Origin of the sequence: Streptomyces sp. DSM 40868 (genome assembly GCF_011820545.1) — a bacterium.
GTDB lineage: Bacteria > Actinomycetota > Actinomycetes > Streptomycetales > Streptomycetaceae > Streptomyces > Streptomyces eurythermus.
The window spans coordinates 7366330-7383953 of record NZ_CP050504.1 but is presented as its reverse complement, the minus strand read 5'-3'; the positions used below and the strand labels follow the sequence as shown (position 1 = coordinate 7383953).

Annotated in this window: 15 protein-coding genes; 6 read left to right on the top strand and 9 right to left on the bottom strand. The window is 71.4% G+C overall.

Features of this window, described 5'->3' with window-relative positions:
* Positions 1-110: 110 nt before the first annotated feature.
* The 5 genes from HB370_RS33420 (at position 111) to HB370_RS33400 (ending at position 5917) form a co-directional block, all read left to right on the top strand.
* On the top strand, positions 111-1793 hold the full coding sequence (locus HB370_RS33420) for an MFS transporter (protein ID WP_030792715.1): 1683 nt from the start codon (positions 111-113) through the stop codon (positions 1791-1793).
* Between the two features lie 123 nt (positions 1794-1916).
* Positions 1917-2846: a pirin family protein gene (locus HB370_RS33415; protein WP_037703121.1), complete on the top strand. Its 930-nt coding sequence runs from the start codon at positions 1917-1919 to the stop codon at positions 2844-2846.
* A complete protein-coding gene (locus HB370_RS33410) occupies positions 2843-3199 on the top strand; it encodes a GNAT family N-acetyltransferase (protein ID WP_030792712.1) in 357 nt (118 codons plus the stop codon). Before HB370_RS33415 ends, HB370_RS33410 begins: the two co-directional genes overlap by 4 nt.
* A 643-nt stretch (positions 3200-3842) precedes the next feature.
* On the top strand, positions 3843-4892 hold the full coding sequence (locus HB370_RS33405) for a helix-turn-helix domain-containing protein (RefSeq protein WP_063766458.1): 1050 nt from the start codon (positions 3843-3845) through the stop codon (positions 4890-4892).
* Positions 4889-5917: an alpha/beta hydrolase gene (locus HB370_RS33400; RefSeq protein ID WP_051816140.1), complete on the top strand. Its 1029-nt coding sequence runs from the start codon at positions 4889-4891 to the stop codon at positions 5915-5917. Before HB370_RS33405 ends, HB370_RS33400 begins: the two co-directional genes overlap by 4 nt.
* Positions 5918-5947: 30 nt before the next feature.
* Here the strand turns inward: HB370_RS33400 and HB370_RS33395 are convergent, their stop codons facing one another.
* From HB370_RS33395 to HB370_RS33380, 4 genes are all read right to left on the bottom strand, one after another.
* Positions 5948-6784 carry an alpha/beta hydrolase gene (locus HB370_RS33395; RefSeq protein ID WP_030792705.1) on the bottom strand — a complete coding sequence of 279 codons (837 nt, stop codon included), beginning with the start codon at positions 6782-6784 and terminating at the stop codon, positions 5948-5950.
* Between the two features lie 151 nt (positions 6785-6935).
* Positions 6936-8087 carry an MBL fold metallo-hydrolase gene (locus HB370_RS33390; RefSeq protein WP_051816139.1) on the bottom strand — a complete coding sequence of 384 codons (1152 nt, stop codon included), beginning with the start codon at positions 8085-8087 and terminating at the stop codon, positions 6936-6938.
* Between the two features lie 214 nt (positions 8088-8301).
* On the bottom strand, positions 8302-9087 hold the full coding sequence (locus HB370_RS33385) for an SGNH/GDSL hydrolase family protein (protein WP_030792699.1): 786 nt from the start codon (positions 9085-9087) through the stop codon (positions 8302-8304).
* A 176-nt stretch (positions 9088-9263) separates the two neighbouring features.
* Positions 9264-11336 (bottom strand): alpha-galactosidase, encoded by a 2073-nt coding sequence (locus tag HB370_RS33380; protein WP_030792696.1) that lies wholly within the window; start codon positions 11334-11336, stop codon positions 9264-9266.
* 173 nt (positions 11337-11509) lie between these two features.
* On the opposite strand from HB370_RS33380, the gene HB370_RS33375 reads away from it, so the two are divergent.
* Entirely contained in the window at positions 11510-12307 is a 798-nt protein-coding gene (locus HB370_RS33375; protein ID WP_030792693.1) for a tyrosine-protein phosphatase, read from the top strand.
* 16 nt (positions 12308-12323) lie between these two features.
* Here the strand turns inward: HB370_RS33375 and HB370_RS33370 are convergent, their stop codons facing one another.
* The 5 genes from HB370_RS33370 to ispG form a co-directional block, all read right to left on the bottom strand.
* Positions 12324-12446 carry a DUF6126 family protein gene (locus HB370_RS33370; protein WP_037703104.1) on the bottom strand — a complete coding sequence of 41 codons (123 nt, stop codon included), beginning with the start codon at positions 12444-12446 and terminating at the stop codon, positions 12324-12326.
* Entirely contained in the window at positions 12443-13066 is a 624-nt protein-coding gene (locus tag HB370_RS33365) for an XRE family transcriptional regulator (protein WP_030792692.1), read from the bottom strand. Before HB370_RS33365 ends, HB370_RS33370 begins: the two co-directional genes overlap by 4 nt.
* A 108-nt stretch (positions 13067-13174) precedes the next feature.
* The gene (locus HB370_RS33360) at positions 13175-14560 is read right to left on the bottom strand and encodes an aspartate aminotransferase family protein (RefSeq protein ID WP_030792689.1); all 1386 of its coding nucleotides are present in this window, start codon (positions 14558-14560) and stop codon (positions 13175-13177) included.
* Positions 14557-16455 carry a 1-deoxy-D-xylulose-5-phosphate synthase gene (gene dxs, locus HB370_RS33355; protein ID WP_030792686.1) on the bottom strand — a complete coding sequence of 633 codons (1899 nt, stop codon included), beginning with the start codon at positions 16453-16455 and terminating at the stop codon, positions 14557-14559. The genes HB370_RS33360 and dxs overlap by 4 nt, the downstream gene beginning before the upstream one ends.
* Positions 16456-16486: 31 nt before the next feature.
* A complete protein-coding gene (ispG, locus tag HB370_RS33350) occupies positions 16487-17620 on the bottom strand; it encodes a flavodoxin-dependent (E)-4-hydroxy-3-methylbut-2-enyl-diphosphate synthase (RefSeq protein WP_167513061.1) in 1134 nt (377 codons plus the stop codon).
* Positions 17621-17624 lie beyond the last annotated feature (4 nt).

Sequence of the window (17624 nt, the reverse complement as noted above, 5' to 3'; positions counted from 1 at the left end):
GCCTCCGGTGGGGCCGGTGGGCCGGCCGTCGCCGTGCGCGCATCCCCCGGCCCACCGCCCTCGCGTCACCGCCCTGGAGCGGACGCGTTCGTACTCCCGCAGGGACACGCATGAACCCCACGCTCCCTTCCCCGCCCGCCCGGCCCGCACGGCAGGACTCGGCCTGGGCCCCGCTCGCGGCACGCGTGTTCCGCGCCCTGTGGATCGCCCAGCTGGTCTCCAACATCGGCAGCTGGATGCAGATGGTCGGGGCCCAATGGCTGCTGATCGGGCACGACCCGGCTCTGGTGACACTGGTCCAGACGGCGTCCAGCCTTCCCGTCGTACTCCTGGCCCTGCCGGCCGGTGTGGTGGCCGATCGCCACGACCGCCGGAGAGTACTGCTGGTCACACAGGGCGCGCTGTTCGCGGTGTCCGGCGTGCTGACCGCGTTGACGTTCGCGGATCTCCTCACCCCCGTGCTGCTGCTCGTCCTCACCTTCCTGCTGGGCTGCGGGACGGCGCTGATGGGGCCGGCCTGGCAGGCGATCCAGCCCGAGCTGGTGCAGCGCCGCCAGCTGGGACAGGCCGCCGCCCTCGGCGGCGTCAACATGAACCTGGCTCGTGCCGTCGGGCCGGCCGTGGGCGGCGCGGTGGTGGCGGCGGCGGACCCGGCCTGGGTCTTCGCCTTCAACGCCGTGTCGTACCTCGGCATCGGCGTCGTCCTGCTGCTCTGGCGACGTCCCGGGCCGCACACTCCTGTGCCTCACGGTGAGAAGTGGCCGGCCGCCCTCGACGCGGGCCGGCGCTTCGTCTGGCACGCCCCCGGCATTCGCCGTGTCCTGCTCCGTACGCTTCTCTTCGTCCCCGGTGGCGCCGCTCTGTGGGCGCTGCTGCCGGTCGTCGCGAACCGCTCCCTGCGCCTGGGCTCCGGGGGTTACGGGCTGCTGCTGGGGGCCGTGGGCGTCGGGGCGGTGGCGGGTGCCTTCGTCCTGCCGCGCGGCAACCGGAAGCTGGGCGCGAGCCGGACCCTGGGCTGTGGCTCCCTGCTCTTCGCGGGTGTCCTGGTCGTCCTGGCCACCGTACGCGACCGCTGGCTGGTCACGCTCGCGCTGCTGTTCGCCGGGCTGGCGTGGATCGCCGTCCTGTCCACGCTCAACGCCGCCATGCAGACGCAGCTCCCCGGCTGGGTCCGGGCCCGCGGACTCGCCGTCTACCTCCTTGTCTTCCAGGGCGGGCAGGCCCTCGCGGCACCGCTGTGGGGCACGCTCGCCGCCGGCCTGGGCGTCACCGTTCCCCTGCTGTCCGCCGCGGCGCTGCTGGTCGTCTGCGCCGTCAGCCTGCGGCGCTGGCCCCTGCGGGAGGGGGAGGAGGCCGACCCCTCCCCCTCCGCCCACTGGCCCGCCCCGCCCCTGGTGTTCGAACCGGGGCCGGCCACGGGCCCCGTACTGGTCACCGTCTCCTACCGGGTCGCCCCGGAGCACGGCACGGCCTTCGCAGAGCGCATGGAGCACGTCGGCCGGGCCCGCCGGCGCACCGGCGCCCTCACCTGGGGCCTGTACCAGGACGGGCAGGATCCGGCCCACTTCATCGAGAACTACCTCGTGGCCTCCTGGTCGGAGCACCTCGCCCAGCACAGGGGCAGGCTCACTCTCGCCGACCGGCACCACGAGGACCGGGCCCGTCTTCTCCTCGCTCCCGGCACTCGCCCGGAGGTCACCCACGCCTTCGACACGTCCGGGGGCCCTGTCGTCCCGGAAGACGGCGAAGCGGTCCCGCCGCCCCCTCACCACGACCAGGCAGCATGGGACTGAACGGACGACGATCTCTCCCGGAAAGGAGCACGCCCGGTGGGCACTGTCGAAAAGGACTCCACGCAGTCCTACGACCAGACGGCACTCGACGGCGCGCGGAGCACTGAGGCTCCCCGCGTCGGCATACTCACCCCACGAGACGTTCCTCTTGGCGGCCCGCGTGCCATGAAGGTGCGGCGCACTCTGCCGCAGCGTTCCCGGCCCACGATCGGCGCTTGGTGTTTCGCCGACCATTACGGCCCCGACGACGTCGCGCTGACCGGCGGCATGAACGTCCCGCCGCACCCGCACATCGGACTGCAGACGGTGAGTTGGCTGTTCAGCGGCGAGATCGAGCACCGGGACAGCCTCGGCAACCACACGCTCGTGAGGCCCGGCGAACTGAACCTCATGACAGGGGGGCACGGGATCAGCCACTCGGAGGTCTCCACCTCCGGGACCACGGTCCTGCACGGGGTGCAGCTGTGGGTGGCCCTGCCGGAACAGCACAGAAACACGGACCCCGACTTCCGCCACCACGTGCCCGAGCCGGTGCGCGTCGGCGGCGCCGAGATCCGGGTCTTCCTCGGCTCCCTGGCCGGGGTCACCTCTCCCGTGCCGGCCTTCACGCCTCTTCTCGGCGCGGAGATCGTCCTGGAGCCCCGGGCCACCGTCACGCTCGCCGTGGACGCCTCCTTCGAGCACGGACTCCTCGTCGACACGGGCCCGGTCCGCCTGGGCGACACCCTGCTGCGGCCCGCAGAGCTGGGATACGCCGCCGAGGGCAACACCGCTCTGACGCTGGCCAACACGTCCGAAGAGAGAGCACGGACCGTCCTGCTCGGCGGAACGCCGTTCGGGGAGCAGTTCGTCATGTGGTGGAACTTCATCGGCCGTACTCACGAAGAGATCGCCCAGGCCCGGGAGGACTGGCAGAACGCATCGGCACGATTCGGCACCGTCGAGGGATACAACGGTGAACGGCTGCCGGCCCCCTCCCTCCCGAACACCGTCATCAGACCACGCGGAAACCCTCGCGCCACCGCACCACGTCAACCGGAAGAATCACCATGACCGACACTCCCACCACTCCGACCGTCGAACGCGTCGACGCCCGGCACCGCTACGAGATCCGTGTCGACGGACAGCGGGCCGGCCTGACCGCCTACCGTGACCGCGGCGAGCAGCGGGTCTTCTTCCACACGGAGATCGACCCCGCGTACGCCGGCCAGGGACTGGCCTCGCAGCTGATACGGGCCGCGCTCGACGATGTGCGCGCCTCGGGCGGACGCGTCGTGCCCGTGTGCCCCTTCGTGGCCGCCTACCTGTCGAAGCACGACGACTACGACGATCTCACCGATCCCGTGACGCCCGAGGTTGTCCAGTGGCTGGACACCGAGCTGAAGCACGCCCCTGGACGGTCGTAGGCCGGGGCTCGGAGACCGGAGGGGCGGCGCCGTGGTTCGGCGCCGCCCCTTTGGTGTGTGCCCTGCCAGGCCTTGATCCGGTGGAACAGCTCGCCGCTCGGGGACCCCGCGGTCGGGGAAACGACCGTCCCGCCCGACGAGGGCGGTCAGGCGCGGGCGGCCCGGACGGTTCCTCGATCGGCTCGACCACGCGCTGGGGGTGGGAGCGCATCACCGGGTGGGAGGGGCCGCCCTCGGTGGTGGTCATGCCGGCCCGCTGGTAGCCGTAGCGCACGACGTCGGTGACGGTAGTGACGGACCGCGCGGCTCATTTGCCTCTCAGCGCCCCGGTTGTGGCCTGACCGTGCCCACCGGCGGCGCACGGGGCAGCCGTTCGCACACGACCGGTCCGGCGGCCGACCGGCAGGAAATTTCTGCCTCTGTTGTGCCTGGGACCGACGCCCGCGGGGTGTTTGGCTATTCCCAGAGAGCGAGAACCCGCAGGTCAGCGTCGATATACAGCCCTGTCCTCGGGTGATGCCGCCTGGACGGGCGGCAGAACGGTACCGCCGGCTTCGGTCCTGCCTTCCGCAAGAGGCACTCCCCCTTCGCCGCCGCCTCGCCCTCAGTCCTTGAGACCCCCTGAGTGGAGGCCAGCTTGAGCGTGGTGCTGACGACCGACTCCGTGCCGGATCAGGAGAAGGTGACGTACTGGAACGAGGTGTTGAGCAGAACGCTGGTCCCGATGACGGTGTCCCCTCGGGGCACCGGCCCGTTCGACGGCAGGATCGCCACCCGCCGCATCGGGTATCTCCAGGTCTCGACCGTGGAGGCCGACGCGAAACGCGTCAGCCGTACACCGGCGCTCATCACCCCGTCCTGCGAGGCACTGGTGGCGGTGGGAGTGCAGATATCAGGCACGGCCACCTTCGCGCAGGGCGGCCGGACGACGGAGGTGAGTGAAGGGGACCTGGTGGTGTACGAGACGGGACGGCCGTACTCCTTCGACTATCCGCGGCGGTTCACCACGCACGTCTTCCAGCTGCCCCGGCGCACCTTGTCCGTGCCGGACGGCGACATCCGCCGGATCGCGGGCGACGCCATCCACACCAGCGGCGGCGTCGGAGCGATGCTCTTCCCTTTCCTGTCCTCGCTGACCTCCGTGGCCGGTGGCCATCCCCCGGTCATCGCACGCAGACTGGCCGATGTCTTCGTCGATCTGCTCAGCACCCTGATCACCGAACGGGCACACCCGGACGGCACGGAACCGGACACCGTTTCCGGTGCCCTCCTGTCGCGCATCCGCGAGCACATCGACCGCAACCTGGGGGACCCGGACCTGTCGCCGGAGAGCATCGCCCAGGCACACGGCATGTCGGTGCGCTACCTCCACCGGCTGTTCGAAGGCGAGGAAACCACCGTCTGCCGGCTCGTCCAGCGACGGCGCCTGGAGGAATGCAGCCGGGAACTGGCCCGCCGCGGCAGGGCGACCCCCAGTGTGTCGGCGGTCGCCCACCGGTGGGGCTTCAGCAGCCCCGCCCACTTCAGCCGGGTCTTCCGCGCCGCGTACGGCGTCCCCCCGCGCGAGTGGCGCGCGCTGCACACCGCCCCGGACCGGCTCCTCGCGGCACCCGCCGGCCTGTCGACGACGCCATCGGTCCCGATGCCCGGCGGTCCGCGACACCCCGGGGCTTCGCCGCTGGAGAGCAGGTGAGCGGCCTTCCTCCCTGGTCACGGCCCCGCGCCGTCCTCGACCGCGCCACCCGGGAGTTCGTGCACCAGGACCCCGCCTCCCCGGCGGCGTACCGGCTCGAGCCGGGTTCCGGGCAGGAGGATCCCGTTCTCGACGAGGACGCCACGTCCACGGAGTGGTTCCTGCTGCCCGGCGGGCCCACCGGTCACGTACGGGTGGAGGTGGTCAGGCCCGCCGGCAGCGGGGCCGGGGCGATGCCCGTCGTCCTGTTCCTGCACGGCCTGGGCTGCGTCCTCGGGGACACGGGCACTCGTACGCCGTCCCAGACCCATGTCGGGCGCCTGGTGCGCGCGTTCGCCCTCGGTACGGACGCGGCCGTCGTCCTCGTCGACTACACGCCTGCTCCCGAGGCCGCGTATCCGGTCGCCGTCGAGCAGTGCTACGCCGTCGCGAGATGGCTCTGCGAACGGGGTGGGGACATCGGACTGGACGGAAGCCGGATAGCCGCCGTCGGTGATTCGGCCGGCGGCAACCTGGTGGCGGCACTGACCCTGCTCGCCAAGGAACGGGGTGGGATACGGCTGGTGCAGCAAGTGCTGCTGTGCCCCGTCACCGACGCCGATTTCGGCACGTCCTCCTACCGGGAGTTCGCCGAGGGGTACTTCGTCGGCCGCGACACGATGCGGCGGTTCTGGGACCGGTACGTACCCGACGTCCGGCAGCGCGGTCTGACCACCGTATCGCCTCTGCGGGCGACGCCGGAGCAGCTCGCGGGACTCCCGCCGGCCCTGGTAGTCACCAGTGAGGCCGATGTCGTCCGTGACGAGGGAGAGGCGTACTCGGCCAGGCTCCGCGCGGCCGGTGTGGAGGTGGTCTCGATGCGGTACCACGGCACGATCCACGGCTTCATGGTCCTCGACCGGCTGCGTGACACCGAATCCGCCCGCGCCGCACTCGTCCACACGCTCGACATCGTCCACGTGGCCCTGCACACCCGCCGCGACCAGGCACCAGCCCTACCGCTCCGGCCAGCCTCCGATCGGTGACGCGGGGTCACCGGGAGGGACCGGTGCGGATCACTTCCGCAGGAAGGCCAGGAGGGCCTCGTTGACCTCTTCCGCGTGGGTCCACAGCAGTCCGTGCGGGGCGCCCTCGATCTCGACGTAGTCGGCGGAGGGCAGTGCCTTGTGGAAGGGGCGGGCGGTGCCCTCGGCGGGCAGGATGCGGTCGGCCGTGCCGTGCAGGATGAGCGCCGGCACGTCGATGGCGGGGATGTCGGCGCGGAAGTCGGTGTACCAGGTCGACGGCGCGGCGGAGGCGGCGAAGGAGCCGCCGGCGGCGGCGACGTTCCAGCTGTTGCGGACGGCCTCTTCGCTGATCCGGGTGCCGAGGTTCTCGTCGAGGTTGTAGAAGTCCCGGTAGAAGGCGGTGTAGTACGCGTAGCGGTCGGCCTTCACCGCGGCGACGACTCCGTCGAAGAACTCCTTCGGGGCAACGCCGTCGGGGTTGTCGTCGGTCTTGAGCAGGCAGGGCTCCAGCGAGGCCAGGAAGGCGACCTTGGCAACGCGGGCGGAGCCGTACGTGGACACGTAGCGGGCGACCTCCCCGGTGCCCATGGAGAAGCCGACGAGGACGGCGTCGTCCAGGGCGAGGGTCTCCATCACGGTGTGCAGGTCGGCCGCGAAGGTGTCGTAGTCGTAGCCGGTCGTCGGCTGCGAAGACTGCCCGAAACCGCGGCGGTCGTAGGTGATCACCCGGTAGCCGGCTTCCAGGAGGGCGGCGCTCTGCCGTTCCCAGGAGTGCCCGTCGAGCGGGAAGCCGTGGATGAGGACGACCGGCTGCCCGGTGCCGTGGTCCTCGTAGTAGAGGTCGACGGTGGTGGAGTTCTCCTGGCCCACGGTGATGAACGGCATGCGCTGGTACCTCGTTTCGGAATGTCTCTCAGGGAACTCCGTGACGCTATGCCGGACACGGCACCACCGTTTGCCGCGCAGCGCACCTCTTCTTGACCACAGACGCAACGGCGGCCGGCACCGTGCCGTCGGAGCGCCAAGTGAGGGTGGGTCAGTGGCCAGGTCTCGGTGACGGGCGGCGCCACGGCTGGGCGATCGCCGGTGTGACAGTCCGCCACCACGGCTCGCCGGGCAGCTTTCCCGCGGCCTCGAACGGCTCGCCGGGACGAGGGAACGCCACCGCCTGGCCGGCCTCCTCGGCCTCGTACTTCGTCCACTCCCCCGGCTCCGCCCAGGCGTGCGGGGCCAGGTTGAAGGTCGCCCAGTGGATGGGCAGCAGCACGCCGTGCGGTGTCCCGCCCTGGAGGTCGAGGTGGGCGCGCAGGCCCTCCTGCGGCGTCATGTGGATGTCGGTCCAGAACTCGCTGTAGGCGCCGATCTGGATCATCGTGGCGTCGAAGGGGCCGTGCGCGGCGCCGATCTCCTGGAAGCCGTCGAAGTAGCCGGTGTCACCACTGTGGTAGATCCGGTGCTCCTCGCCGGCGACGACCCAGGACGCCCAGAGGGTGTGCTGGGTGTTGCGCAGGCCCCGGCCGCAGAAGTGGCGGGCCGGGGTGGCGGTGAGGGTGAGTCCGCCGATCCGGGTGGACTCGTGCCAGTCCAGTTCGCGCAGCCGGTCCGGGGCGACGCCCCAGCGCTCCAGGTGGGCACCGACGCCGAGCGGCACGGCGAACAGGGTGTCGGTGCCGGCCAGCGCCTTGACGGTGGGCAGGTCCAGGTGGTCGTAGTGATCGTGCGAGATGACGACGACATCGACCGGACCGAGCGCGGCCAGTGGCAGCGGGGCCGGATGCAGCCGCTTGGGGCCGGCGAAGGGGAACGGGGAGCAGCGCTCGCCCCAGACGGGGTCGAACAGCACCCGGTGGCCGTCGATCTCGGCGAGCACGCTGGAGTGGCCCATCCAGGTCAGCCGCAGTCCGGTGGCGGGCGGCTCGGCCAGGTCGGCGTAGGTGGTGGGGTGCACCGGGAGGGTGCCCTGGGGTGAGCGCAGCGGCCGGGTGTCCTTGTCCAGGAACACCTTGGCGAGGTCCAGTGCCGAGGCGCTGGGCCGGGTGCGGACGGGGCCGCCGGGGTTCTGGAAGACACCGTCCTTGAAGTGCGGCGAGCGGCGGATGCGCGCCAGGCGGGCGCCGCCCGGTTCCGCTCCGAACGCGGCGGGCCGCAGGGCACGCGGCCCGGAGCCCGGAGAACGCAGACCGGTCACGGTACCTCCCGGTGGAATGGGGTGAGGCCCTCCATTATGGTCGGCACCTCCGACAGCCCGGGCAGGGCGGGGTCCCGGTACGGCATGCGGGGCGGGCAGACGGTGCTCTCGCCCGCGAACCGCGCCTGTCGCGGCGGACGTTGTCCGGGCAGCAAGAGACGCGGGCCGCGTCCTGGGCCGCCCGTGCGGGCGGTCCAGGACGCGGCCGGCGGCGTCAGGCCACGGAGGCGATGCGCATCTTGATGTCGTCCGGCGAGAGCGTGCCCTTGGCGGTCACATGGTCGCCGGAGGACTCGCCGCGCAGCCGGCGTCCGATCCAGGGCACGAGGAACTCGCGCGCCCAGTGGACGTCGTCGCGGCGGACCTCCAGGGTGCCCCGGGGCGGCAGCGGCGGCCACGGCTGTTCGGGGTCGGCCGGTACGTCGAGGCCGAGAACCTGGCCGGCCCGCAGCGCCACGCGCGTGTGCCCCTCGGGCGACAGGTGCAGGCGGTCGCTGTCCCAGGCCCGGCGGTCCTGTACGGACTTCAGGGACCACAGGTCGAGCACGGGGCAGCCGTAGCGGTCGGCGATGGCACGGACGTGCCCGTTGTACGTGGCGATCTTGCCGCGCAGGTGCTTGAGCACGGGCACGCCACGGGTATCGAAGCCGGTCGTCACCATCACCGTGCCGGCGGCCGCGGCCAGCCGGGCCACGGCCCGTTCGAAGCGCTCGGCCACCTCGTCGGGGTCGGTGCCCGGACGGATGATGTCGTTGCCCCCGGCGCAGAAGGAGACCAGGTCGGGTGCCAGGTCGACGGCCTGCGGGAGCTGGTCGGCCACGATCTGGTCGAGCAGCTTTCCGCGCACGGCGAGGTTGGTGTACTGGAAGTCGCCCTCGGGACGCCGGTCGGCGAGCAGCACCGCGAACCGGTCGGCCCAGCCGACGAACGCCCCGTCGGGCCCGGGGTCGCCGACGCCCTCGGTGAAGCTGTCCCCCACCGCCACGTACGACCCGATCACTGATCTGCTGTCACTCTTCGAATCGTCTGCCACGTCGGACCATGATTCACCTTCGGATGTGACCTACGCGACCGTAGGCAGGGGTTGACGAGCGGTGAGATGAGCCACTCTTAAAGACTTTGTAATACAGGAATAAAGGCGGCCCGAACCGGTGGCTTCTGTTTTCTCCGGGTGCTTCATACGCGGCGCAACCGGAGAACCGTCGCATCCAAGTCGCCCTTGAGCCCGGTGCGCAGTCCATGGTGCAGCAGGACCGCACCCCGATGCACTTCGCCCGTTTCGCGGCATTCGTACGAAGCTGTCGGGTCGAGTCCGCGCAGCCGTACCGCCGGCACCGGCTCGCCGTAGTGCTGCGCCTGGAGCCAGGCGAGGACGACGGTCTGCGCGCCCCGGACGTACTGGACGGCGCTCAGGCCGCCCGTCGGGGGCCGCAGCCGGTACAGCTCGCCGTGCTGCACGAGCGGCCGGATCTCCTTGTAGAGTTCCACCCACCGCCGGGCCTCGGCCCGTTCCTCCGGGCTCCACCGTGTCAGGTCGCCGCCGACCCCGAGCACGCCCGCCATGGCGCTGACGAACCGGAAGCGCAGCGAGCTGGCCCGCCCGTTGAGCTGGGTGTTGGGGCTGTCGGTGACCCAGGCCGCCATCACGCGCGCGGGATGGAGCTGGGTGAAGCCGTGCTGGATGGCGAGCCGGTCCAGCGGGTCGGTGTTGTCGGAGGTCCACACCTGGTCGGTACGGCCGAGCACCCCGAGGTCGATCCGGCCGCCGCCGCCCGAGCAGGACTCGAAGGCGACCCGCGGGTGGGCGGCCCGCAGCCGGTCCAGGAGGGCGTACAGGGCGCGCACATGGTCCACCCACAGGCGCTGCGGGTAGGGCTCCCCGGGCCAGCCGGCGTCGGTGAAGCAGCGGTTGAAGTCCCACTTCACGTAGTCGATCGGGGCGCTGGAGAGCAGGGTGTCCAATTGCTCCCACAGGTACTCCTGGACATCCTCGCGGGCGAGGTTGAGGACGAGCTGGTTGCGCAGTTCCGTGCGCGTGCGGCCGGGGTGGTGCTGCACCCAGTCGGGGTGGGCGCGGTACAGCTCGCTGTCCGGGTTGACCATCTCGGGCTCGACCCAGATCCCGAACCGCATGCCGAGCGCGTGCACGTGGTCGGCGAGGGGCTTCAGGCCGCGCGGGAAGCGGTCCGGGCTGGGCGTCCAGTCGCCGAGGCCGGCGCGGTCGCTGGTGCGGGCGCCGAACCAGCCGTCGTCCACGACGAACAGCTCGACGCCGATCTCGGCGGCCCGGCGGGCGAGGGCGGCCTGCTGCTCCTCGGAGATGTCGAAGTACGTCGCCTCCCAGGAGTTGAACAGCACGGGCCGGTGCTGTTCGGCGTCCGGGATGACATGGGCGCGCTGGTAGGCGTGCCAGGCGCGGCTCGCGCCCCCGAAGCCGCCGTCGCTCCACAGGCCCGCGAAGACCGGGGTGGTGTACGACTCCCCGGGCGCCAGGAGCAGCAGGCCCGAGTCGTCGTGTCCGGCGCCGCCGGTGATCTGCACGCGCGCGTCCGGGAGTTGGGCGACGGTGATGCGCCAGGAGCCGGACCAGCCGAGCGCGCAGCCGTAGACCTCGCCGCGCTCCTCGGTGGCGTCGGTGTCGAGGGCGACCCAGGGCAGGTGCTGGTGGCCGGTGTGGCCGCGGCGGCTGCCGATGACCTTCTCGCCGTAGGTGAGGGGGGCGGTGGTCAGGCGGGACTCGGCGGCCCACCGGCCGTGCAGCTGGGACAGCCGCCAGCCCTCGCGGTCGGGCAGCGTCCAGGTGGCCGCGTCGGCGCGCAGCAGCTCCACGGGCTCGGGACCGCCGTTGGCGACGGTCACCCAGCGCTCGACCACGTCGCCGCGCATCCGGTAGTGCAGCGTGACGCCCAGGCCGTCGTCGTCGAACCGCAGCCGCAGGGTGCCGTCCGCCACGTCGTACGACACGAAGCGCCACTCGGTGCCGCGCCGCAGGCCGGTGCGCACGGACAGGGCGGGGCGGGCGAAGCGGGGGCCGCCCTCGACGGGGTACTCCTCGCGGCCGTCGAGCGGGGACTCGAAGGGCCAGGGGCCGGGCAGCGGGCGCTTCGCCAGTTCCTCGGCGTCGGCGAGCGCGATCGGCGGTCCCCAGTGCAGGTGGAGCAGTTCGTCCGCGTCGGTGAGATGCAGGGCGTAGCCGCTGCCGGGGCCCGACAGCAGCCAGGTACGACCGTTTTCGGCGATGTCCACCATCGAGACCTCACAGGGGTCAACAGTTCCGCGCAGGTCTCAACATCATCGAGGGCTTCGGGCCTGCCTGACAATGCCTGTGGATAACTCATTGCCCGAGGAAATCGATGCCGTATGGTCGGTCTGAGTGCCCGCCGGCGAGCCGCGACGGCGGGGAACGACCGGGAGGAGCCCCCGTGACGCAGCAGGTCCCGTCGACCGAGCCGGAGCTGGCAGGAGTGCGCAATTTCCGTGACGTGGGCGGGCTGCCGACCGTGGACGGGCGGCGCGTGCGCCACGGAGTGCTGTTCCGCAGCGGGCACCTCGCGCACGCGACCGAGGAGGACGCGGCCTTCCTCGCCTCCCTGGGGCTGCACACGGTCTTCGACTTCCGCAACGCGGCCGACCAGAAGCTGGAGGGCCCCGATGTCGAGCTGCCCGGCGTGCGGAATGTGAACCTGCCGCTGAGCGACCCGGCGGACGGCGCCGAGTTCTGGAAGATGGTCCGCGACGGCGACCTCGACCAGCTGCGCGCGATCCTCTCCGACGGCAAGGGGGCGGCCCGGATGATCGCCTCCTACCGGTCGATGGTCAAGCACCGCACCGCCGAGCACTCCCAGGTGCTGCACGCGCTCGCCGACGACAGCGTCCCCGCGCTGATGCACTGCGCGGCCGGGAAGGACCGTGCGGGCGTGTCCGTCGCCGTCACGCTGCTCGCGCTGGGCGTGGAGCGCGAGGCGATCGTGGCCGACTATCTGGAGTCCGGCGCCAAGCACCGCCGCTACAAGGTCCGGCGCAGCGGCAGCGCGGAGACGGCGTACACGCCGGAGGTGATGGAGCTGCTGGACCCGCTCTTCGACGCTCGCGCGGAGTATCTCCAGGCCGCGTTCGCGAGCATCGAGGAGACCTGGGGTGACGTCGACACCTATCTGACGCAGGGCCTCGGGCTCGCTCCCGAGACGCGTGAGCGGCTGCGCGAACGCCTGCTGGACTGAGGCGGGGACGGGGCGGTCAGCCCTTGCCGCCCACCGCGAACAGCAGGTAGAGGAAGGCGGCCAGGACGTGCCCGAGGGCGATGTAGATGATCAGCCGGATCCACAGGGAACGGGGGAACTTCGTCTCGAAGTTGCTCATGGCAGCTCTCCGGTCGGCGAGCCCAGGCACAGCGTGGCCGTGGGGCTCTGCAGCAGGGTGTGGACGAACAGCAGCTCCACGCCGTCATGGTCGTCGGCGGCGAGGCGGTGCGGGGTGAGCGAGTCGAAGTGCGCGCTGTCGCCGGGGCCGAGCAGGTGCGCGGTGTCCCCGAGCCGCAGCCGCAGCCGTCCCTGGAGGACGTAGAGCCACTCCTCACCGGGGTGGACGCGCACGATGTCGCCCTGGGAGCCGTAGGGCACCCGCACCCGCAGCGCCTGCATGCCGCGGCCGGGCGCCCCGGCCTGGACGTACGTCCAGCCGCCCGCCCGGGTCGGTTCCATGTCGGCGGCGCGCACGATGGCGTCCCGGTCGGCGACCGTCTCGCCGAGCAGTTCGGAGACGGTCGTACCGTAGATACGGGCGAGCGCGAGGAGCATCGGCAGCGACGGCTGCCGGTGTCCGGTCTCCAGGCGGGAGAGGTGGGCCGGGGAGAGACCGGCGGAGCGGGCCGCGGCCTCCAGGGTGAGGCCGGCGCGCCGGCGCAGGGCGCGCAGCTGGGGTGCGACGGCGGGCAGGCCGCCGTCCGCAGCCGCCGGCGGCGCGGCGTCCGAGGCGTTCATGCCTCTATTGAGCCCCACCGTTGCCCCTGGGGCAATTTTCTTGCCTCTGAGGCAAGAGGGGCGTCTCGGCGTTCACCGCCGTAGGCGCCCCCTCCTTCAGGACGGCCGTCAGCGGTTGGCCACGGCCTGCTTGATCAGGGTCTTGCCGAAGTCCCACATCAGGCCGCCGCCGCTGTGCGCGTCGTCCATCACCGCGGTGAAGGCGGCCACGAACCGGTCCACGTCGGCCTCGTCGACGACCAGCGGCGGAATGAGCTTGATCACCTCCAGATGGTCGCCGGAGACCTGGGTGAGGATCCGGTGCTTCTGCAGCAGCGGTACGACGACCATCTGGGCGAACAGGCCCTTGCGGGCCGCCTGGAGCATGGTCCAGCGACCGCGCAGCTTCAGCGAGGACGGCTTGCCGAACTCGATGCCGATCATCAGGCCCCGGCCGCGTACGTCGGCGAGCAGCTCGTACTTGTCGATCAGCGCGGTCAGCCGGGACTTCAGCAACTCGCCCGTGCGGCGCACGCCGGCGACGATCTGCTCGTTCTCCATGACCGACAGCACGGCGAGACCGCACGCCATGGCCTGGGCGTTGGAGCCGAAGCTCGCCGAGTGCACCAGGACGCGGTCCATGGACGAGTAGACCTTCTTGAAGATCCACTCCTTGCCGAGGGTGGCGCCCACCGGCACATAGCCGCCGGACAGGGCCTTGGCCACGCACACCAGGTCCGGTTCGACGCCGTCCTCGTGCTGGTAGGCGTAGAAGTCACCGGTGCGGCCGAGACCTGTCTGCACCTCGTCCGCGATGAGCAGCGCCTTGTGCTTGTGCAGCAGTTCCTGCGCGGCCCGCAGATAGCCGGGGGGTGCCTCGTGGACGCCCTTGCCCTGGATCGGTTCCACGATCAGCGCGGCGACGTCGCCCTTCCTCAACTCCCGGGCGAGGGCGTCGAGATCGCCGAGGGGGACGGCGGTGTCGGGCAGCAGCGGGGCGAACCCGTCGCGGAAGCCGTCCTCGCCGTTGACCGACAGCGAGCCGGTGGTCAGGCCGTGGAAGGCGTGGTCGCAGTACAGGACGCGGGGCTTGCCGGTGGCGTACCGGGCGAACTTCAGGGCCGTCTCGACCGCTTCGGTGCCGCTGTTGCCGAAGAACACCCGGTCCAGGTGCGGGCTGTGGGCGAGGAGCCGCTCGGCGAGCAGGCCCGGCAGCGGCTGGCAGTCGAAGCGGGTGAGGTCGGCGAGGTCGAGGTCCAGGACGTCGTGCAGCGCCTTGCGGACGACCGGGTGGTGGCGGCCCAGGCCCATCACACCGAACCCGGCGAGCATGTCCAGGTAGTCGTTGCCGTCCGCGTCGAAGAAGTGCGCTCCCTCGGCACGCTCGTAGACCTTGTCGAAGCCGATGGTGTGCAGCATCCGCGGCAGCTGCGGGTTGAGGTGCTTCGCGTGCAGCTCGTAGCGTTCGGCTCCGCGCTCGGCGAGCAGGGCGCCGAGGTCGAACTCGGTGGTCATTCACTCTCCTTGACTGTGCCGCCGGCGTCCTTGACGGCCAGACTCGCGCTGATCCGCCCGGCGATCTCGACGGGGGTGAGGCCGATGTCGGCCAGCACCTCGCTGCGCTTGGCGTGCGCGAGGAACTGCTCGGGGATGCCGAACCGCCGTACCGGCACGTCCACGTCGGCGTCGCCGAGGGCCAGCGCGACGGCCGAACCGACGCCGGCGGAGCGGCTGTTGTCCTCCACCACGGCCACCAGCCGGTGCCCGGCGGCGAGCCCGGGCAGGGCCGGGTCGACGGGTTTGACCCAGCGCGGGTCGACCACCGTGCAGCCGATGCCGCGGGCCTCGAGCAGTTCGGCGGTCTGCAGGCACACCGTGGCCATCACGCCGACGGCCACCAGCAGCACCTCGGGGCGTTCGGTCCGGTGCAGGACGTCCATGCCGCCGACCCGGTCGACGGCGGGGACGCGCGGACCGGCGGTCTCCTTGGGGAAGCGGACCAGCGTGGGCGCGTCGTCCACGGCGACCGCCTCGCGCAGCTGGGCGCGCAGCTGGTCGGCGTCGCGCGGCGCGGCGATCCTGAGGCCGGGGACGACCTGGAGGATGGACATGTCCCACATGCCGTTGTGGGAGGCGCCGTCGGTGCCGGTGACGCCGGCCCGGTCCAGTACGAAGGTGACCCCGCAGCGGTGCAGGGCGACGTCCATCAGCAGCTGGTCGAAGGCCCGGTTGAGGAAGGTGGCGTAGACGGCGACGACCGGGTGCAGTCCGCCGGTGGCGAGCCCGGCCGCGGAGACCGCCGCGTGCTGTTCGGCGATGCCGACGTCCCAGACGCGGTCGGGGAAGCGTTCGGCGAACTCGGCGAGGCCGACCGGGTGCAGCATGGCCGCCGTGATCGCCACGACGTCCTCGCGCTCCTCCCCGATCCGGACGATCTCCTCGCCGAACACCGAGGTCCACGAGGGGCCCTTGGACGGGGCGAGGGGCTCGCAGGTGAGCGGGTCCATCACGCCGACGGAGTGGAAGTGGTCCTCCTCGTGCGCGAGGGCGGGTTCGTAGCCGCGGCCCTTCTCGGTGAGGCAGTGGACCAGGACGGGGCCGTGGAAGCGTTTGGCGCGGCGCAGCGCCGACTCGACGGCCTTGATGTCGTGGCCGTCGATCGGGCCGAGGTACTTCAGACCCAGGTCCTCGAACATGCCCTGCGGGGCGAAGGCGTCCTTGAAGCCCTTCTTCGCGCCGTGCAGGGACTCGTAGAGCGTGTTGCCGACGACCGGGGTGCGCTGGAGCACCTCCTTGCCCCAGGCGAGGACCTTTTCGTAGCCGTCGGTGGTGCGCAGCGTGGCCAGGTGGTTGGCCAGGCCGCCGATGGTGGGGGCGTAGGAGCGTTCGTTGTCGTTGACGACGATGATCAGCGGCCGGTCCCGGGCGGCGGCGATGTTGTTCAGCGCCTCCCAGGCCATGCCGCCGGTCAGCGCGCCGTCGCCGATGACGGCGACCACATGGCCCTTCTCCCCTTGGACCTGGTTGGCCTTGGCGAGGCCGTCGGCCCAGCCGAGCGCCGTGGACGCGTGGCTGTTCTCGATGACGTCGTGCTCGGACTCCTCGCGCGAGGGGTAGCCGGACAGTCCGCCCTTGCCGCGCAGCTTCGAGAAGTCCTGGCGGCCGGTCAGCAGTTTGTGGACGTAACTCTGGTGGCCGGTGTCCCACAGGATGCGGTCGACCGGTGACTCGAAGACCCGGTGGAGCGCGATGGTGAGTTCCACCACGCCCAGGTTGGGCCCGAGGTGACCACCGGTTCTCGACACCGCGTGCACCAGGAACTCGCGTATTTCTCCGGACAGTTCCCCGAGTTCCGCCTCGGACAGCGCCTTGACGTCGCGTGGTCCCCGGATGCTCTCCAGAATGGTCACTCTCGGGCCCCCTCTCGTTGCGTGTCTTGCCTCAACTCACCTGGTCCGACGGGCTCTTGCTCTCGGCGAGCTTCATGGCCTCCTCGATCAGGGTCTCCACGATCCTCGACTCGGGCACGGTCTTGATCACCTCGCCCTTGACGAAGATCTGTCCCTTGCCGTTGCCGGAGGCCACCCCGAGGTCGGCCTCGCGGGCCTCGCCCGGACCGTTGACCACACACCCCATCACCGCGACCCGCAGCGGCACCTCCATGCCGTCCAGGCCGGCCGTCACCTCCTCGGCGAGCTTGTAGACGTCCACCTGGGCCCGGCCGCAGGACGGACAGGAGACGATCTCCAGTCGGCGCCGGCGCAGTCCCAGGGACTCCAGGATCTGGATGCCGACCTTGACCTCCTCCACGGGCGGCGCGCTCAGCGACACCCGGATGGTGTCGCCGATGCCCTGGCTGAGCAGCGCGCCGAAGGCGACCGCCGACTTGATCGTGCCCTGGAAGGCGGGGCCGGCCTCGGTCACGCCGAGGTGCAGCGGGTAGTCGCACCGCTCGGCGAGCTGGCGGTAGGCCTCGATCATGACGACCGGGTCGTTGTGCTTGACGGAGATCTTGATGTCCCGGAAGCCGTGCTCCTCGAAGAGGGACGCCTCCCAGAGCGCCGACTCCACCAGCGCCTCGGGCGTCGCCTTGCCGTACTTCTGGAGCAGACGGCGGTCCAGGGAACCGGCGTTGACACCGATCCGGATCGGCGTGCCGTGGTCCTTGGCGGCGCGCGCGATCTCCTTGACCTGGTCGTCGAACTTCTTGATGTTGCCCGGGTTGACCCGCACCGCCGCGCAGCCGGCCTCGATGGCCGCGAACACGTACTTCGGCTGGAAGTGGATGTCCGCGATCACCGGGATCTGCGACTTCCTCGCGATGGTCGCCAGGGCGTCCGCGTCGTCCTGCGTGGGGCAGGCGACGCGGACGATCTGGCAGCCGGACGCGGTGAGTTCGGCGATCTGCTGGAGGGTGGCGCCGATGTCGGACGTACGGGTCGTCGTCATCGACTGCACCGACACCGGGGCCCCGCCCCCGACCGGTACCGGCCCGACCTGGATCTGCCGCGACTGCCGCCGCGGCGCGACCGGACGGGCCGGTACCTCGGGGACGCCCAGGGGGACGGCGGTCACCGCG